This is a genomic window from Roseovarius confluentis (assembly GCF_002917925.1).
Lineage (GTDB): Bacteria > Pseudomonadota > Alphaproteobacteria > Rhodobacterales > Rhodobacteraceae > Roseovarius > Roseovarius confluentis.
The window spans coordinates 183,135-199,595 of record NZ_PPFE01000004.1 but is presented as its reverse complement, the minus strand read 5'-3'; the positions used below and the strand labels follow the sequence as shown (position 1 = coordinate 199,595).

Genomic DNA, 16,461 nt, shown 5'->3' with positions numbered 1-16,461 from the left:
CTGGGCTTAAACCCTGGCCGTGCAGATTGGTGTCATAAGAAAGAAGGAGGTCTTTAAATGACCGATAAGATACTAAGATGCCGAGAAGTTCAGCAAGCCATAGGGCTTAGCAGATCAACGATATACCGCATGATCGAGCGGGGTGATTTCCCGCGACCCCAGAAGCTTGGCCTGCGCGCCATTGGCTGGCGGCAAAGTGCGATTGATGGCTGGTTAAACGCCAGAGCTGTTGGAATTATGAACGGCATGGACCGCAACCTGCACTCAGGAGCGATGGCGTGACGAAAACTTCAAAATTTACCATCAAGACAGAAGAAGATGTGGAGCGTTTTTTGTCTGCAGAATTTCCAGAGTTGCCCATTGAGCAAGTCATGGATGCGTTCGACTGGGCCTTTTTCGGCGGTCAATACGAGCCAACGGATACTAAGAAGGTTTGGGCCAAGCGCATTAAGATACTGCGTAGGGATTCCGGCACTGATGAAACAGCGGAACTGGAAGAAATTTGGCATAGAAATAACCCAAAGACAGGCGGGGCCGATCCAGCGGACTACATGGTCGCTGACTGGGTAAAAATGGCCTTTGAGGAACTTGGTGCAAGAATCTCATTTGGAATTTCTGCGGAATTCGCTGGTGCACCTTCGACACGCTTTGGGCGGGTGGTTCAAGCGGCGTTTGCCTATCGAAACTTATCTACAAATTGGCGTCGTCCGGCCCAAAACCTGGCGGAGCAACTAGACTGAACCGAGTTGGCATTTAGACTGCTTTCGTGAGCCTGAGTATTTTTGCTTCACCGTGACACATCAGAGGTGAAGCAATGACTTATCTGAATCTAAACCAGCTTTCACAGAAGCTCGGTGGCCGCTCTCGTTCCTCGCTATATCGCGATATCGAAAGTGGCCGGATTCCTGAACCCATCCGCATCGGCGGTCGGCTCTACTGGATCGAAAGCCAGGTTGATGAAGCCCTAACTGGCAACCTGCAGGAAGCAGCTTGAAAGAAAACCCCCACCCAAAAGGTTCGGGCAGGGGCGGTATTCGTTTGTGCAGCAACAGAAACGTACCGCATTCCGCCCGTTCCTTCAACCCAGAAGGAAACGAGCATGAGTAAAAAAACAGAAGCAACGCCGCCCGAAAACACGCGGTGGATCATCTCGAGGCAAGACCTACCGCGACGTCGCGGCAGCGCGCGCTACGAGGTGCGCAACGCCGGTGGCGCACGCGAAACCATCACCTTGAGCAACCGCAAGAGGCAGGTTCTGGATGCGCTGATGCGCAACCCGATTTACTGCGCAAGCCCGGTTCGCCTGTCCGATATTGTTCTGCTTCTGCGGAATGAAAACGGGATCAATATCGAAACCGATTTCTTCCAGGAAAATGATGGGATCGAGAACACGCGCTTTGGCATCTACGTCCTTGTAGACCAGGTGCGTTACCTGGGCGAAGTCAGCACGGTCGCCAGTCCCGCAGCGGAAAGTGAGGCGGCATGACCGAGTGTTCGCGAAAACCCGAGGATGACCTGAGGGGTTATGTGGAGGTCCGCGAAGGCTGGGGCGAGGAAATCGCCCCATACCGCTACCTGACGGTCTACTACGTCTATGACTGGTCACGCCACCGGGACAGCGCGGCAATCGTCGGCAGCTTCGACACGCGCCCCAAAGCTATCGAGTTTGCCAGAGATTGGGCCGAAGCCCATGAACGGGATCTGGCGACGGCAGAGGTTATCCCTCTTCGTCGGGAAAGCGGGGCTGCATGATGAATTCCACCGCAGTCGTAATCGAAATGCAGGGCTACGCTGAGGGGGTGGTAGCAAGGGAGTATTGCACCGGGTTCGGTCAAAGCGACACGCACGCCGAAATCCTGAGCGATGGGCGGCGCAACCCGCACAAGTCTGCCGGGCAGGCCTACGGCTCAGTAACTGGCAAGGAAATCGTGCGCATGGTCGAGGACCCTGCCAACGTGGTGAAGGACCGCGCGCAGTGGTTCATCCCGTCGAACTATTGCCAGACGGATGCACGTTCTCATGAGGCACAGCGCGACCGAGGCTGCTTCTGGTGGCTGACGCTGGACATTGACGAGAACAACCTTGACCTGACCGACGTCGTATCGGCCATCAAGGGTGTTGTCGGCAACGCCCGCAGGTTGGTCTACAGCAGCAAATCCGCGACACCTGAAAAGAAGAAGTGGCGGGCATTACTGCCTTTGTCAGAGCCTATATTCGGGAAGGACTTCTCAGATACGCAACGCGCTTTCTTCGACCTCCTGGAAGAAGCAAGTGACGGCTCGTTGATCCCGGATCGGGGTTTGGAACGTCCCGGACAACTCGTCTACCTGCCGAACCGTGGTGAGCATTACCAGTTCGACATTTGCAGGGAAGCAAGGATTGCCCTGGATGCCGAGCACCCGATCATTCAGCGCCGCGAGGCAAACCGCAGGGCGTTGGCAGAAGCCGAGGCGGAAGCTCAGGCCGAGAGGGACCGTAGAGCCGCTCAAAGAGGCGTACAGGCTTCGGGAGGTGATGTTAGCCCCGTTGACCACTTCAACGGCGCTCACACGGTCGAGCAGCTTCTTGGACACTATGGCTACAAGCACCTCCCAGGCACCGACGACTGGCAAAGCCCGATGCAGTCGAGCGGGAGCCATGCAACCCGGTGCTACGGGGACTACTGGGTCAGTCTCTCAGGCAGCGATGCAGCGGCAGATATCGGGCGCGGCACACAGAGCGGTTACAGAACAGGCGACGCCTTTGATCTGTTTGTTCACTTCGAGCATGGCGGAGACTTTACCGAAGCCGTGCGCGCCTACGCGAAGAGTGAAAACCTTGGTCGCGCCTTCGGTGCCCCGACAGGATGGGATTTCGGCACTGACCCGGCAAATACACCGCAGCCAGAAGGTGGTGCCGAAACAGGCGACTTTGACCTGAGCCACGACGCGCTTGCGACGGACCTTGGTAGCCAGGATTTCGACCAGAACGGCAGATACGTCGCCATATGGAACAAGTGGCTTTTCTGGAGTGGTTCGCGATGGGAGGCCGACGACAAGTTGGGTCACCTCACCCGCACGCGCGCCTTTCTTCGGGATCGTGCCAGTGACCTTGTAGAGGCCTCAGAGCACAAGGCTGCAAAGCTCGACCAGGACAAGGGCGAAGGTGAAGGCGACAAGCTGCGCCGCTGGGCCAAAGAGCAGGCTCGCGCGCTCCGCAGTAAAGTCACTGTTGCGGCGGTAGAGAGCCTTGCGAGGTCCAATCCGGCGAGCGTGGCGGGCGCAGAAGACTTCGACGGCGACAGGATGCTTCTGGGCACTCCCGGCGGTACAGTTGACCTGCGCACCGGCCAGCTTCGCGAAGCACTCCGCACCGACAACATCACAAAACTCATGGCATGCGCTCCTGCTCCAACAGGCGAGCAGCCCGAACTGTGGCTTCGCTTTCTCAATGACGTGTTCGCAGGCGACCAGGAGGTTATCTCCTTCATGCAGCGCGCAGCAGGATACGCCCTGACCGGCCAAACGACCGAGCATAAGCTGCTGTTCCTTTATGGCACGGGCCGGAACGGCAAGTCGGTCTTCCTGAACACGCTGTTCGACCTCTGGGGCGATTATGCGCGCAGAGCGGCGGCTGAAACCTTCCTCAACAGCGCGGTCGAAAAGCACTCCACCGGGCTTGCAGGCCTTCAGGGCGCGCGCCTCGTGGCCGGGTCGGAGCTGCCGGTAGGAAAGACCTGGGACGAGTCGGTTATCAAAGACCTGACCGGCGGCGACCGGATGACAGCACGCTTCATGCGCGGCGACTTCTTCGACTTTGATCCCCAACTGACCCTGATGATTGCAGGAAACAACCAGCCATCGTTCCGAGGGGTCGATGAGGCAATCCGGGCACGCGTGGTCCTGGTCCCCTTCACAGTCACTATCCCAGCCGAAAAGCGGGATCCTGACCTTGCGGACAAGCTTCGGTTAGAAGGTCCGAAGATCCTTCGCTGGGCCATCGACGGTGCTGTTGAATGGCAGAAGCGCGGTCTGGATGTACCAGCCAGCGTGGCTGCGGCCTCGACCGAATACATGGATGACGAGGACACTTTGGGACAATTCCTGTCCGACGAAACCGTCTCAACGCCTAACGGCTTCGTAACGACCAGCGAATTGCACCAGCGGTTCGGTTTCTGGTGCGAACGCCAGGGGCTGCACCCATGGACGCAGAACACCATGCGTAAGGAACTGAAATCACGCGGCTTTCAAGAACACCGCCGGGCACAAGGACGGGGCTTTATGGGGGTGAAAATTGCCTAGGATGACACAAATGACACTTTTACCCTTATCCACCGTATACGCGCGTGCGCGCACACACATACGCGCGCGCATACGGTCGATATGTAGCAAAGTGTCATTTTCGTCATTTCCGTCATCGCAGCCCCGCGCTGGCAAGAAGGGGGTGCGTGATGACACGTAAAAACGACCGTAACAGCGGTGCGAATACGGAAGGGCGCAACCCCGACGGCACCTTTGCTCCTGGCAATCCCGGAAAGCAGCGAGGCGCGCGCCACAAGGCAACGCGCGCGGTCGAGGATCTTCTGGACGGGCAAGCGGAAGGTCTGACTCAGAAAGCTGTGGATCTGGCCCTAGACGGCGACACGACCGCTCTGCGTCTCTGCATGGAACGCATAGCGCCCGCCAGGAAGGACACGCCGGTCAATTTCGACCTCCCGGCCATGAAAACCGCACAGGACGCCTCACAGGCCGCTCAGGCGGTGCTGCAGGCCGCCTCCGAGGGTCAGCTAACCCCGCTGGAAGGCGCAAGCGTCATGGCGCTGGTGGAAGGCTACCGGAAGGCACTGGAAACCACGGAACTGGAACAACGGATAACAGCATTGGAGGCAACACAATGAGCATCAAGGCACGCTTGGGAAAACTGGAAAAGCATAGCGGCGATACTGGCCTCAGCACCGTGATCTTCCGCACGGTCTACGAGGATCGGAATGGCGAAGCCGAAAGCGAGAAAGCCGAGGGCTATATCGCCTGGGGGCAAAACCGCGTGGCGAGAGTCGAGCGAGGCGAACAGGAAAGCCACGAAGACTTCAATGCACGCCTCGATGGCTACAAGAATCTGAGCTGGCCGCAAGCCCAGCGCACCGAAGGGCTAAGGATCGCCCATGCAAATGAGGCAGTAACCAATAGCAGAAAGGCAGAACAATGACTTTGGAACGACAGAGGCAGGCAGGACGGCAAGACAGCCCTCAGGCCGAACAAGTGGCAACAACAGCGGCCAAGCAATGCCGCAAAGCAGGAGGGCATATGTAATGCTTTACTCATTTGGAGCGGGGACTGGAGTCTCCTACGAACAACTGCAGCAGCGTCGGAAGATTGTCGATGCGTTGCAAAAACAGAATACGCGCACCCCACGCAACGCAGGGGAAGGCGTCCACGCGATTGCAAAAGCCCTCGTTGCGCGCGGAGTAGACCGCCAGAACACGGAGGCAGCCGAGAAACTGCGTGAGCAATACTCCGGGCTGTGGGAAGGGCTCATGGGCGCTCCAGGTGGCGCACAGGGCGGTTACAGCGGCTCTTACACCGGCTCCGGTGCCACCGGACAGACCGCAGGCAACTTCAGTGCACAGCCCCAATCCACGCAAGAACGCATGGGCCTCGATATGGGGCAGTCCGACGAAGCTTTTGCGTCGGGGCAAAACCCGACCGAGACGGTCGGCGGCGTATCATATGATATAGGCCGTGAAGTCGGAAACCCACAGGACCGCATCCTATTGGCAAAAACGCTGGAAGCGGAAGCCGGTGGTGAGGGCTTGGATGGTATGCTCGCCGCAGGTGCCGTCATCAACAACCGCGTCAAAGCAGGCGGGTATGGCGATGGTTTGCAAGGCGTCATCATGAAGCCCGGCCAATTCTCGGCATGGAACAGCGTAACGGGCTATGCAGGTGGTGAGGGCGGGCTTGATATGAACCGCATCCAGCCCAGCCAGACCGCGCTGCAAGCGGCTGATATGCTTCTCGCGGGCCACTACGACGACCCTACAGGCGGAGCAACGCACTACTACAACCCGTCTGTAGCGACCCCGAAGTGGGGCATGCAGGCTGGCGGAAACTGGAAGCGCATTGGGAACCATGTGTTCGGCTTCGGTGACGGCAACCCAGGTGGGGGCGGTAGTTCGCCCCGTGGCGGCGTCCAGACCGCACAAGCGGGCGGCATAGATCCCTCAATTGTCCAGTTGGCGCAAATGCTGTCGGCACCGGACGAATTTATGCCGCCGGGTCAGAAGGCCATTGCCGAGGCATTGCTTCAGCGCAAGTTCGCGCAAAGCCAGCCGATGACGCCTCTTGAGCAGCAGCAATTCCAGATGAACCAAATGGAAATGGAGCGTATGGGGCAACAAGCGCCGGACGTGGTGGACATTAACGGCGTTGATGCGACGTGGGATGCTCAACAAGGACGGTACGTGCCGGTCGAGGGTTTCGAGGCTCAACCGGAGTTCTCCATGCTGTCGCCGCAAGAGGTGCAGCAGCTTGGTTTGCCTGACGGTGCCTACCAGCGCGGTGCCGACGGCAAGGTTTACCAAGTCGGCGGCGGTGGAACGAACGTCACTGTGAACAACGGCGGCGGCAAGTTTGCTGAGGAGTTCGCCAAGACCGATGCGCAGGCGCTTGCAGCGGTTTCCGAGAGCGGCCTTGCGGCACAGCGCAATCTCGGTCGCATTGACCAACTTGAAAGCCTTCTATCGGAAAGTCCGTCTGGGTTTGGCGCTCTAGCCAAGCAATATGCCGGGGAGTGGGGCATTAAAACCGAGGGCCTGGAGGACATTCAGGCTGCAACGGCGCTTATCAACTCGCTTGTTCCCGAGCAGCGCCAACCCGGCTCCGGCCCCATGTCGGATGCGGACCTTGCACTGTTCAAGCAATCGCTTCCGCGCATCATCAACCAGCCGGGCGGCAACGAAACAATCATTCGGACCATGCGTGGCATTGCGCAATACGACGCGGAAGGCGCGGCAATCGTACAAGACCTACGGGCGGGCAAGCTGACGCGGGCTGAAGCCTTTGACAAGCTGCGCAACCGTGCCAACCCGCTTGAGGGCTTCGAGGCTCCAAAGGGTAACAAGGACCAGGTAAGCTCAGACAACCCTTACATCGGGCTGAGTTCTGAGGACTTCAAAAAGATAGACCTCGACACCCTGACCTTTGAACAACTTCAACAACTTGATGAAGCGCGCAAAGCGCAAAGGGGGCAGTAATGACCGAAGATGAACTCCGTATGCGCCTCAGGCTTGCTCAACAGCAGGCTGACGGCATGGGTTTCCCTGAGGAACCACAGGGCGGATCTTCCACCAACAGCGCAGCCGTTGAGGACTTCAGCGGCAAAGCGCGCTCTTTGGGCCGAGGGATGGGACAAGGAGCTTCCTTCTGGACCGCTGATGAAATCGGCGGTGTCGATGCAGGTGTGTTCGGTATCACCAGAAACCCTGACGGATCCCGCAACTGGTTCGACTACTCGGATTCCTTCAGTGATAGGGTCAAAGGAGCCACCAATCGGCAGCGCATGAAGAACGCGCAGGCGGAGGAGTCAAACCCCAATGTGTATAACGCGGGTGAATTCCTGGGTGCAGCCGGGTCAAGCGTGGCCTCTGCTCCACTTGCTGGCGGTTCCTCGCTCTGGGGCACGGCACTCCGAGGGATCGGGATAGGTGCGACCGAAGGTGCACTCGCAGGCGGTGGCTCGGACAATGATTCAACACAAGGTCTCGGAGGGCTTGCAAAGTCGGCAGGCCGTGGCGCAGGCATTGGTGGTGCTGTTGGCGGCGCAGCGCCCCTGGCGGTTGCTGGTGGCGCGGCCATCAAGAATGCGGTTGTTGACCCCATGACTGGTATTGTCGACGCCCTTCTGAAGCGCGCCAACCAGGGTAAGGCCAATCGTGCCGTGATGAGCGGTGTCAGAAAATCCAAGAAGGTCCCGAGCCAGCTTTCGGATGATGTGCTGCTTGCGGCCCGTGAAGGACAGCCGGAATACACGCTCATGGACGCAATGGGCATTGCGGGTCAACGGCAGGCGTCGGGTCTGGCGCGTTCGGGCGGTGATGCCGCCGATGAAATCCGCGAATATTTGATGACCCGTCAAGCCGACGCCAAGGACCGGACAGTTGGCTTTATTGACGAAGCATTCGGGACTGATGGTAAAACCCGCGCTACTTGGGAGGGCGATGTACGGGCCAACCGCAAGAAAGTCGCGGATGCGATGTATGACCAAGCCGCACAGGACGCCAGCCCGGTCGATGTACGCCCTACGATTAGCCAACTTGACGCCACCATAGGCCAGATGACCAACAGCGGCATCAAGCCTACCAAGATTGTTCGGGAGTATGAAAAGTTGCGTAAGCGTCTGGCAGGTGTTGACCCGGACGGTAATCCCACGACTCTTTCGGACTATAACAGTGTCCTTGGCATATATCGGCAGGTGCGTGACGAAGTGGACAAGGCATACAAGGCCGGGGATGGGGCGCTTGGGGAAGCCCTAAAGCCCATTCGTGACAGCCTGGAAGCCTCGCTTTCTGAGAGCTCAGACCTGTTTCGCTTCGCACAGCAGAACTACCGTGCCGGATCTGGTGTGATTGATGCTTTTGAGGCTGGTTCGGATATGGCGAAACGTGGCCGCGCAGGTGACACCGTTCCGGCATATAAGGCCATGCCCGAGCAACAACAGCGTGCGGCACGGATTGGGTACGGCGATCAGATTGCAAGTGAGATTGAGCGCAACAAGGCGGTCCTGCCCAACCCGGCGCGGGAAATGGCCAGCACCAAGCGCCGGGCGGAATCGCAGGCAATGGCGAATGACCCGGCGCTGTTCCGAAATCGCATGGATCGTGAAAACACCATGTTTGAGACGCAGAACCGGGCGCTGCAAGGGTCAAAGACCGCAGACAACCTTCAAGACATCGAAGGCATGACGGACGCAACATCAGGCGTTGCAGCAGCAGCGCGGGATATGGCGAACTTCCAGCCCGGCAGTGCCATTTCACGGGTTGCAAGCGCTCTGGGTCCGGTCGCCAGGGGGCAAACTGATGAGACGCGCATGCTCATTGCCAAGATACTCATGTCCAGGAACCCTAAGCAGCAACTGGCAAAGGCTCTACGCGAAGACCGTGTTAGCCAGTCAATGCGCCGATTGGCTGAAGCTTTGCTGCGCGGGGGTGCCAGGGCCGAGGTCAATTAGGTAGGCCCCCAAGGCGAAGAAGAGAAGCGGGACCACCATAGCCGGATATATCCAGAGGCTATGGTTGGTTTCGCTTACTCCTTGCCGGGCCTCCTTCACCATAGTCAGCGCACCGAAGACAAAGCAGGCAGTCAAGGCGTTTCCGGCCAGCACCGCAGCAATGGTTATCAGGAAATCATTCATGGGCAATGTGAGTAGCGGTGAACACGGTATTCCAAAGGGCTTCGATCATGCATGAAAAATATGTTGGCGATGAACTCGATGCAAGCGCGGAGGCAATCGTAGAACGGCTGGTCCGCGAGTGTCAGGACGTTCCCGAAATTACGCGACTGGACGAGTACGCCCATTTCTATGACCAACTGAAGGCCATGCGGGCGCGTGGCGGCCCCTACATTCGCGAGCGTTTCCTCATGGAAGTGGCGGTGCTTCTCAGGCTTCACGAATATGAGGGCAAGCTAGGTCTGCCGCTATGCGAAATGCCCCTCGGCGACGGCCTGGGCGCTCTGGTTGAAGTTTCGCCGGTTCCCGAAGGGTGGCGCTGAAATGGGTGGCTGAGCGGCGAAGGCTTATTGGAGCGGGTCACTGGTAACAGCTAGCGATAATCAGATAGGCTTCTGACTTTTCGTGAAACTTTCCGCCGGTCGATCCGTGAGTGAGGATCGGGGGCGTCGAAATGACGGGGAAAGACATGCTTGCGATTATTGCTGCTCTTGCAAAACGAGACGGAACCGACGAACGGAACGTGAGACAGTCACCGACACCACTCACGCGTGCTGAGATAGCTTGCCTCTTCGCCAAAGAACTTGGCTATTGATGATTTGCCACCGATTTTAATGACAGACAAGTTTAGGTCGACCAGGCGGCAAAACGCCAGCTCGGCTTAGCTTTCGCCGTGCGGCGAACCCTCATGGACTTTGTAGAAAATGTCCTGTGTGAGCGCGGATCGTTTGCCAACTTTCCTGTAGTGCCGAGAAGCTAGTAATACCGGCTTTGAATACGACTGAGAGCTTCCGAGAGCTTTTCACTTTCGCGACTTGAATCGTATTCCTCCGGGTACGGCTCTTTGCCGTCAGCAATCTCTGTTGCGATATCGGTCAATCTTTCCAAAGGACGCACGAAATGACGGGTAAAGAACATAGAAAATATCGCGAGGATGCCCACGAGGCTGAATAAGCTCATCCACATCGCAGAAGATAGTTGCGATGCATCTTCACCGAAGTTTGACGGCGGGATGCGTACCACGACGGACAAACCAGTCGGTGGAGCATTGCCGATAGTTAATTCTGGTGCGACAGCATAAATGTTTCGCTCACCATTTTTGTCTTCGATGATTTGTGCAGAGCCGATGTTTAGCGAAAGAGAGCTGAGGTCGACAGGCGTGAGATTGGGCTGATTCTCTTGATCCTGGTCGAAAACAGAGCGTCCGCGTGCATCGACAACGTACGTGACGAGTTCGAGATCATCTGCAGCCGCTTCCACATACTGCCTAAGCCAGCTGGCTTTAAGGCTATAGACATATACGCCTTTAACACTTCCATCTGGCGATTTAACCGGCACCGATATGTTCAACACTTCCTTACGGTCATGCGACTGCTCGGTGGCCGAGGACGTCATTGCACCGAAGAATGGCCCTCGGAGTCCTCGCCTGTACCAGTCGGTGCCTGATACTGAAGTCCCCTCTCTCAGTCCATTTGATCCAACTCGAATTGTTCCCGAAAGATCCGCGAGACCAGCCCAGCTTACACGACCACCGGCTACAAGAACCGCATCCGTAAAGGCGCGTACCTCGTCGTAATCCTTTGACGCAATCTGCCCAGCGACCGCCCTAAGACTTTCCCATTCACGCTCCAACGCGCGGGACACGGCGAGTCTAATCGCCTTCGCTCCTCGAGTAGCATTGGTGGCTTCCACTTGAGCTTCGAAATTCCGAGCATGCTGATGGATCGGCCACCAGATTGCCAACATGCCCAGGAACCCGCATATGACGACAAATCCAAGAACTGAGTTGGCAAGACGAGGTGCGTGTAATTTTTGTTGCTGCGAGCCGCTCTGGCTTCTGATCTCGACGTAAGGCATATCTGTCCCCCCAACCACAAATTACTTGAGCTGGGCCAGTCGGCTTTCCTGATTTGAATATATCCCGACTACAGCCACACCCTGGCGTCGTTAGAATGGAAATCCGGCAATATTATGACGACCCGGTTTCTTTCGGCCTTAACATGTGGAAGGTCTGCTCCGAGCTCAATTTGCCGAATGTTGCACTGCGCACGAACGTCCGCATTGTGCATCGAAGAAGCTGGTTTATCATGTGTTGAAATCCGATCCATAGTGGAGGTCACTCACATGCGGCAGCTTGTCTCGAATGGAAACCCTATGGAGGAAATCGTCGGGTTCAGTCGCGCAGTTCGCGTAGGTCCATACATTTCGGTAGGTGGAACTGCTCCAGTCGATGCGGAAGGTAAAACCGTAGGCGTCGGAGACGTGTTTGCGCAAACTACCCAATGCTTCGAGATCATCAAAGCCGCTCTCGAACAGGCTGGCTCCGGTATCCACGATATCGTGCGGACAAGAGTTATTCTGACAGATATAGAGAATTGGAAAGACGCCATTGAGGCGCGAAAGAGATACTGCCTCGAAGCCCGGCCAGTGGATACGATTATGGCTGTCACCCGGTTTGTAAACCCGGAATGGTTAGTTGAGATTGAAGTTGATGCGGTAGTTTCAGGCGACACGGCAGCGTCATGACTACATTGTCGCGTCTGAGCGAATAATCCGACGAATTCGACGCCAAATGAAAGATGCCATTGAAACAGATACCCCGAAATTCCATTCCCCCGCGCACCCAACTTTGGCTTAGGCCGCAGCAATTTTCTGGGTAGAACCCTTAGGGCGTTGCCTCTGGCAATGCCGACTCTATCAACAAAAGACTGATCCTGAAAACGGAGTGTTTCTCACTTAGTCGCGATTGTCACTTTGTTGGCTTCATTGAGTCTCGTTCTCGACCGCCAGAAGGTGCATTTCACTTTTGATATGGCGCAGCGTTTTCCGTAGCGCAGAACGAAAGCGTTCAATCAAAAAGAAGACAGGCAGCCTTGTGGCGAGTCCCCAGGTGATCAGGAATGATGAGCAAGACTGAAGCAGCAGAGAAATTCGACATCAAAGAGAATTGTGTTCCCGAAAGAGCTGTAAGAGTGCGCAAACGTCGCTGCTATGCGATCCTCGTTATTGGGGTCTTGAGTATTCTGCTACTGGCAAACTGAGCCGATCCAACGAAAACAACGGCGTATACTCTTCGATACTAAAGCGACCAAACCCTGTAGCAGCCCCGACTCCGACGCAGATGCCTGAACACCTCGCCAAGAGAAAAGAACTTTGGGAGGCGCGTAAGAATACTGGTGCAACTTGCACCAGTATTACCGGCCCCGGCCAGCCCAAAAGGTTTGCCTCTGAAACCTCGGAAAAAACAGGAGTTAACAAGTCCACGGTCAACCGCGCTGTGTCTCGCGCCGACCGGCTATGCGCAGCGGCGGTCGAGTATTACCCTCAGCGAGGGGTCGTTTGATGAAGCTGCAATTGCCAAAGACTACCAATCTTTGCCCAAAGCGAAACGCAGTGAAGTATCTCCAGGGTGCCATCGAACCGCACTTCGCACATGTACGTGACCATGGCCATATCTTCTGCAACCAGTTCGACGGAGTAATCCGATAGGGGCAACTTCACTTCAGTGAGTTGAGCGCGCTTCTCCGCTACAAATTCGCTCGTTCTTTCGTGGCGCTGTCCCGAGCGATCATCTTCGACGAACTTTGCAGTAAGCGTGTAATTCACGTCATCACTTTCGAAATGCAGGTCTTTATCCCAAAGCGATTTCTCTAACGATGCGAGTGTTCGTTGATCTTCTAAAGTCGGTTTCATCTCGGCGAAGTTACTATGTTTTCTCTGCTCGGGAAGTGAATCTTTGGTGTGGCTGCAAGGACTGATTCTCGCTCATATGCACACTTTCGTGCCACTTCAAGTTAGTTCATGCAATTTTGGATTGCAGTGAGCAGAGGACCGAAAGCCAATCATTTCATGCTGAAGAAAACAGTACTGATCGGCACAAGGCTTCTGCTTTTGTCCCTGAACCGTTTCGAGGGTTCCTCGGTCTGGGTAAAGTCCTATTCCCCGGAAATGCTTAGAATTGAGTTCTTCGAAAATCCTTCTATAAATTTGCGCCAGTCGAGATATCAAGTTTACCGGGGTGCCCATGTCCAATTACGACCTTCGTTATGCTTCCGAGGAGTGGAAACACTTCCTAGGCCGACATGACGCCGCCTTAAGGCAGCTATTCATGCTGTCGCTCGACCCCGATATCGAACTTGATGAGAAGATATCGCGGCTGCTGCGCTTGGGCTGTGATGCTCTCAATTTGCCACTTGGTATCGTCAGCCGTATCGACGGCAGTGTCTACGAGGTGCATCACGTATCTGGACCTGAATGGGCTCCTGAACCAGGTGCGACCTTTGATGTGTCCAAAACGTATTGCACCCATACCCTCGTGGCAGATGACGTGACATACTTCCATCACGCTGGCCAATCCGCAATCGCCGACCACCCATGCTACCAGAATTTCGGATTGGAGAGTTACATCGGCGTTCCTTTGCTGGTGGGCAAAGAACGCGTCGGCACATTGAACTTTTCCGGTCCCGACGAGCGAAAAGCTTTCAGAGCGATGGAAGCCGAGTTGGTGCGACTGTTCGGGCGCTGGTTGGGCCAGGAATGGCTTAAGTCGGAACGCACACGCGAGATTTCGGAGAAGACCATGCTTCTCAATGCCATTGTCGAGGCGGTTCCGGACGCGATCATTACAGCGAACGATGAGCGCAGGATCCAAATGGTCAATTCGTCAGGCGAAAAGCTGTTTGGCTTAGACCGAGACAAGCTTGTGGGGCAAAGCACATCGGTTCTTTACCCCAGCGTCGATGAATACGAACGCCAAGGTGAACGGGTCTACGACAAGGCGCTGCAGAAGGCCGTAAACCGTTTCGAAATGAACCTTCGCAAGAAGGACGGATCAATATTCCCCGGCGAAGTCTTCATGGCCCCTCTTAACGGCGACGCTGATGCAAAGCTTGGCGTAGTAGGTGTTGTACGAGACATCAGTGAGGAAACAGCACTTCGCAAGGCCAAGGATGAACTCATAGCGACTGTATCGCACGAACTTCGCACGCCGATTACTTCGATAAATGGCGCTGTGAAACTCCTCACAATGGAGCGTGATCAGCTCCCAGAAAATATGCGGGTGCTACTTGATGCAGCCACACGAAACGCTGATAGGCTGATACACCTTGTCGAAAACATTCTCGACTTGGAGAAGCTCAACTCGAATGAATTCTCTGTCGATCACCGAAGAATTGACCTGTCGGCGCTGGTTGTCAGGGCAGTTGAAGACATGTTGCCGTATGCTGATCAGTACAACGTGAGCCTCGACTTAGCGAGCGGCAATGCCAATCCAAGTGTCATAGTTGGCGATGAAGCTCGCTTGCTCCAAGTTCTGAGCAATTTGCTATCGAATGCGGTGAAGGCTTCGTCGGCTGGAGGAGTGGTTGAAGTTGGACTAACCTCAAGTGGAAACGGTTTTTGGATCCGCGACCATGGCAAAGGCATTCCAGCGTCTTTGCAACAAGAACTGTTCGACCGATTCACGCGGTCGCCTGAGAGTTATACAGCAACGCAAAAAGGCACCGGTCTTGGCATGAGCATCGTTAAGGCCATTGTTGATCACCACGGCGGACAAATCGAGTTCGATACAGCTGAAGGCGAAGGAACGACCTTTACGGTTACGCTTTCCGAATAGCCGCTCGGTGAAGAGAAATAGGCTCTGGCTTCATCTGTGAGGCCATATTTTGCTGCGTAATCCGCAAGGATCCGCTCTGCTTCTTCCAGTCGTTCTATGGTCATCGGCGGCTCCCCTATGAGGGGATTGTCGCATCAAAAGGTTAATGTACCGTTAACCCGACGCGCGGCACATGATTGCGATCATCTCTGTTTTGATCTCAACTTGTGCCCTTTTCGATGTTCGGTGCCACATCTAAGCTTGTCGCCCTGACAAGGCTAAGACCGGAAACGCGTTCCAGTTTTGCACGCAGGTCGGCATCCCGAAATGGTTTTTCGATCACGTCACAGTAACCCAAGCTGGGCGGAAGATTTCGGATGTCTTCCTTGAAGTTCGCGAGGAGTATGACGTGGCAATCTACCTGAATTAACCGTCCAGCAACCTCCGCACTTTGGGTTCCGCAATCCATAGCTAAATCTACTATTGCGACCTTTGGTGCGCGTAGCGTGATTTCACGGTCAGCGTCCTCGATGCTCTTACATGTTCTCACGTCATCAAGACCGTATGCCTGAAACGCTAGCTCTAGGTCGAGCGCTACTACAGGATCGTCCTCGATAATGAGTACAGGTATTTGGTTCATGTAGTGATCTTGCTCCGAGATGCATGCTTCGATTACTCGCTCAAGTGTTGAACAGTCAAATCGAACTAAGCCATGTTCAGTGATTCGCAGAATTAAATAAGACATAACAAAGAAACAGACGCATCGCGTGGGTAAGGAAAAGTCCGAACAATAACTCAAGCGGTCGCGTGAATAAGTTTCGACCGTTAACGGCAAGCGACTGAAAGGATATTGACCTTCCAGCCGCCCAGCCCCCAATTAAGGCTGTTAGTTTTTCGCAGCTGCACATTCTCGGGACTGTTCGGCTGCGGTGGCGGGGAGTAACCGCCACACGGATGCCCTGGGGAAAGACGACCGCTTTCATAGCGCAACACACGTCCGTTGTTTTCTCAACAACTCCGTCACGCGCATAGAGAGATTGGCAAGGTCGTGCCGACAACCCATTATGGTTGTCCATGTAGCCTTCCAAGCTTATTGATGATGGCGCTTAGGTTCTGTTAGGATCGACACAATCATATATACCACTCACAAACCTGATTGCGCTCACGCCTAGGAAGTGTGGGCGCAATTTTTTGGCTGAAAACTGTCTTGGATCAATAGAGCAATTCGGAGTTCTTCCGTGTAATCACAGAAACTTCGGAACTTTTACGTGTTGTTTGTCGTTAGAAACTTCTGTTTGCAAAAGTCGAGGCTTTCCCATTTTGAATTGGTTACACATGTATTTGGCTTACACCCTGTTGTTGACGGTCTTAATCGGCGTCGTTTTCCTTGTGCTTTAAAAGCGTCAACATAGTCTGAGCAGAGAAAAAGCGACCGAGGCACGCCC

At 55.4% G+C, this 16,461-nt stretch carries 16 protein-coding genes; 13 read left to right on the top strand and 3 right to left on the bottom strand.

Going from position 1 to position 16,461, the window contains the following annotated elements:
• Positions 1 to 57: 57 nt before the first annotated feature.
• The 11 genes from C2I35_RS11430 to C2I35_RS11380 all read left to right on the top strand — a co-directional run bounded on the left by C2I35_RS11430 (position 58) and on the right by C2I35_RS11380 (position 9,746).
• Positions 58 to 282: a helix-turn-helix transcriptional regulator gene (locus C2I35_RS11430; protein WP_103763177.1), complete on the top strand. Its 225-nt coding sequence runs from the start codon at positions 58 to 60 to the stop codon at positions 280 to 282.
• Positions 279 to 740: a hypothetical protein gene (locus tag C2I35_RS11425; RefSeq protein WP_146050021.1), complete on the top strand. Its 462-nt coding sequence runs from the start codon at positions 279 to 281 to the stop codon at positions 738 to 740. The genes C2I35_RS11430 and C2I35_RS11425 overlap by 4 nt, the downstream gene beginning before the upstream one ends.
• A gap of 74 nt (positions 741 to 814) precedes the next feature.
• Positions 815 to 994, top strand: coding sequence for a helix-turn-helix transcriptional regulator (locus C2I35_RS11420; RefSeq protein ID WP_103763175.1), 180 nt, complete (start codon positions 815 to 817; stop codon positions 992 to 994).
• 105 nt (positions 995 to 1,099) lie between these two features.
• Entirely contained in the window at positions 1,100 to 1,486 is a 387-nt protein-coding gene (locus C2I35_RS11415) for a hypothetical protein (RefSeq protein WP_103763174.1), read from the top strand.
• Positions 1,483 to 1,752, top strand: a complete 270-nt coding sequence (locus tag C2I35_RS11410) for a hypothetical protein (protein ID WP_103763173.1) — start codon at positions 1,483 to 1,485, stop codon at positions 1,750 to 1,752. The genes C2I35_RS11415 and C2I35_RS11410 overlap by 4 nt, the downstream gene beginning before the upstream one ends.
• A complete protein-coding gene (locus C2I35_RS11405) occupies positions 1,749 to 4,280 on the top strand; it encodes a phage/plasmid primase, P4 family (protein WP_103763172.1) in 2,532 nt (843 codons plus the stop codon). The genes C2I35_RS11410 and C2I35_RS11405 overlap by 4 nt, the downstream gene beginning before the upstream one ends.
• Before the next feature lie 149 nt (positions 4,281 to 4,429).
• Positions 4,430 to 4,876: a hypothetical protein gene (locus tag C2I35_RS11400; RefSeq protein WP_103763171.1), complete on the top strand. Its 447-nt coding sequence runs from the start codon at positions 4,430 to 4,432 to the stop codon at positions 4,874 to 4,876.
• Entirely contained in the window at positions 4,873 to 5,184 is a 312-nt protein-coding gene (locus C2I35_RS11395) for a hypothetical protein (protein WP_103763170.1), read from the top strand. Before C2I35_RS11400 ends, C2I35_RS11395 begins: the two co-directional genes overlap by 4 nt.
• 103 nt (positions 5,185 to 5,287) lie before the next feature.
• Positions 5,288 to 7,231: a cell wall hydrolase gene (locus C2I35_RS11390; RefSeq protein ID WP_170067190.1), complete on the top strand. Its 1,944-nt coding sequence runs from the start codon at positions 5,288 to 5,290 to the stop codon at positions 7,229 to 7,231.
• Positions 7,231 to 9,204 carry a hypothetical protein gene (locus C2I35_RS11385; RefSeq protein WP_103763168.1) on the top strand — a complete coding sequence of 658 codons (1,974 nt, stop codon included), beginning with the start codon at positions 7,231 to 7,233 and terminating at the stop codon, positions 9,202 to 9,204. The genes C2I35_RS11390 and C2I35_RS11385 overlap by 1 nt, the downstream gene beginning before the upstream one ends.
• A gap of 230 nt (positions 9,205 to 9,434) precedes the next feature.
• Positions 9,435 to 9,746, top strand: coding sequence for a hypothetical protein (locus tag C2I35_RS11380; RefSeq protein ID WP_103763167.1), 312 nt, complete (start codon positions 9,435 to 9,437; stop codon positions 9,744 to 9,746).
• Between the two features lie 433 nt (positions 9,747 to 10,179).
• Here C2I35_RS11380 and C2I35_RS11375 read toward each other — a convergent pair whose 3' ends face one another.
• The gene (locus tag C2I35_RS11375) at positions 10,180 to 11,280 is read right to left on the bottom strand and encodes a cache domain-containing protein (protein ID WP_103763166.1); all 1,101 of its coding nucleotides are present in this window, start codon (positions 11,278 to 11,280) and stop codon (positions 10,180 to 10,182) included.
• 297 nt (positions 11,281 to 11,577) lie between these two features.
• On the opposite strand from C2I35_RS11375, the gene C2I35_RS11370 reads away from it, so the two are divergent.
• Complete coding sequence (locus C2I35_RS11370) at positions 11,578 to 11,949, top strand: Rid family hydrolase (protein WP_103763437.1); 372 nt, start codon at positions 11,578 to 11,580, stop codon at positions 11,947 to 11,949.
• Between the two features lie 798 nt (positions 11,950 to 12,747).
• On the opposite strand, the gene C2I35_RS11365 is transcribed toward C2I35_RS11370, so the two are convergent.
• A complete protein-coding gene (locus C2I35_RS11365; protein WP_103763165.1) occupies positions 12,748 to 13,116 on the bottom strand; it encodes a hypothetical protein in 369 nt (122 codons plus the stop codon).
• 415 nt (positions 13,117 to 13,531) lie between these two features.
• Here C2I35_RS11365 and C2I35_RS11360 point away from each other — a divergent pair, with 415 nt between their 5' ends.
• The gene (locus tag C2I35_RS11360) at positions 13,532 to 15,037 is read left to right on the top strand and encodes an ATP-binding protein (protein ID WP_170067189.1); all 1,506 of its coding nucleotides are present in this window, start codon (positions 13,532 to 13,534) and stop codon (positions 15,035 to 15,037) included.
• Positions 15,038 to 15,236: 199 nt separating this feature from the next.
• On the opposite strand, the gene C2I35_RS11355 is transcribed toward C2I35_RS11360, so the two are convergent.
• Positions 15,237 to 15,656, bottom strand: coding sequence for a response regulator (locus tag C2I35_RS11355; protein WP_170067188.1), 420 nt, complete (start codon positions 15,654 to 15,656; stop codon positions 15,237 to 15,239).
• Positions 15,657 to 16,461: the final 805 nt, after the last annotated feature.

Coding starts and splice junctions, on each gene's coding strand:
- C2I35_RS11430 (WP_103763177.1), top strand. CDS start 58: ATGACCGATAAGATACTAAGATGCCGAGAAGTTCAGCAAGCCATAGGG.
- C2I35_RS11420 (WP_103763175.1), top strand. CDS start 815: ATGACTTATCTGAATCTAAACCAGCTTTCACAGAAGCTCGGTGGCCGC.
- C2I35_RS11415 (WP_103763174.1), top strand. CDS start 1,100: ATGAGTAAAAAAACAGAAGCAACGCCGCCCGAAAACACGCGGTGGATC.
- C2I35_RS11410 (WP_103763173.1), top strand. CDS start 1,483: ATGACCGAGTGTTCGCGAAAACCCGAGGATGACCTGAGGGGTTATGTG.
- C2I35_RS11405 (WP_103763172.1), top strand. CDS start 1,749: ATGATGAATTCCACCGCAGTCGTAATCGAAATGCAGGGCTACGCTGAG.
- C2I35_RS11400 (WP_103763171.1), top strand. CDS start 4,430: ATGACACGTAAAAACGACCGTAACAGCGGTGCGAATACGGAAGGGCGC.
- C2I35_RS11395 (WP_103763170.1), top strand. CDS start 4,873: ATGAGCATCAAGGCACGCTTGGGAAAACTGGAAAAGCATAGCGGCGAT.
- C2I35_RS11390 (WP_170067190.1), top strand. CDS start 5,288: ATGCTTTACTCATTTGGAGCGGGGACTGGAGTCTCCTACGAACAACTG.
- C2I35_RS11385 (WP_103763168.1), top strand. CDS start 7,231: ATGACCGAAGATGAACTCCGTATGCGCCTCAGGCTTGCTCAACAGCAG.
- C2I35_RS11380 (WP_103763167.1), top strand. CDS start 9,435: ATGCATGAAAAATATGTTGGCGATGAACTCGATGCAAGCGCGGAGGCA.
- C2I35_RS11375 (WP_103763166.1), bottom strand. CDS start 11,280: ATGCCTTACGTCGAGATCAGAAGCCAGAGCGGCTCGCAGCAACAAAAA.
- C2I35_RS11370 (WP_103763437.1), top strand. CDS start 11,578: ATGGAGGAAATCGTCGGGTTCAGTCGCGCAGTTCGCGTAGGTCCATAC.
- C2I35_RS11365 (WP_103763165.1), bottom strand. CDS start 13,116: ATGAAACCGACTTTAGAAGATCAACGAACACTCGCATCGTTAGAGAAA.
- C2I35_RS11360 (WP_170067189.1), top strand. CDS start 13,532: ATGCTGTCGCTCGACCCCGATATCGAACTTGATGAGAAGATATCGCGG.
- C2I35_RS11355 (WP_170067188.1), bottom strand. CDS start 15,656: ATGAACCAAATACCTGTACTCATTATCGAGGACGATCCTGTAGTAGCG.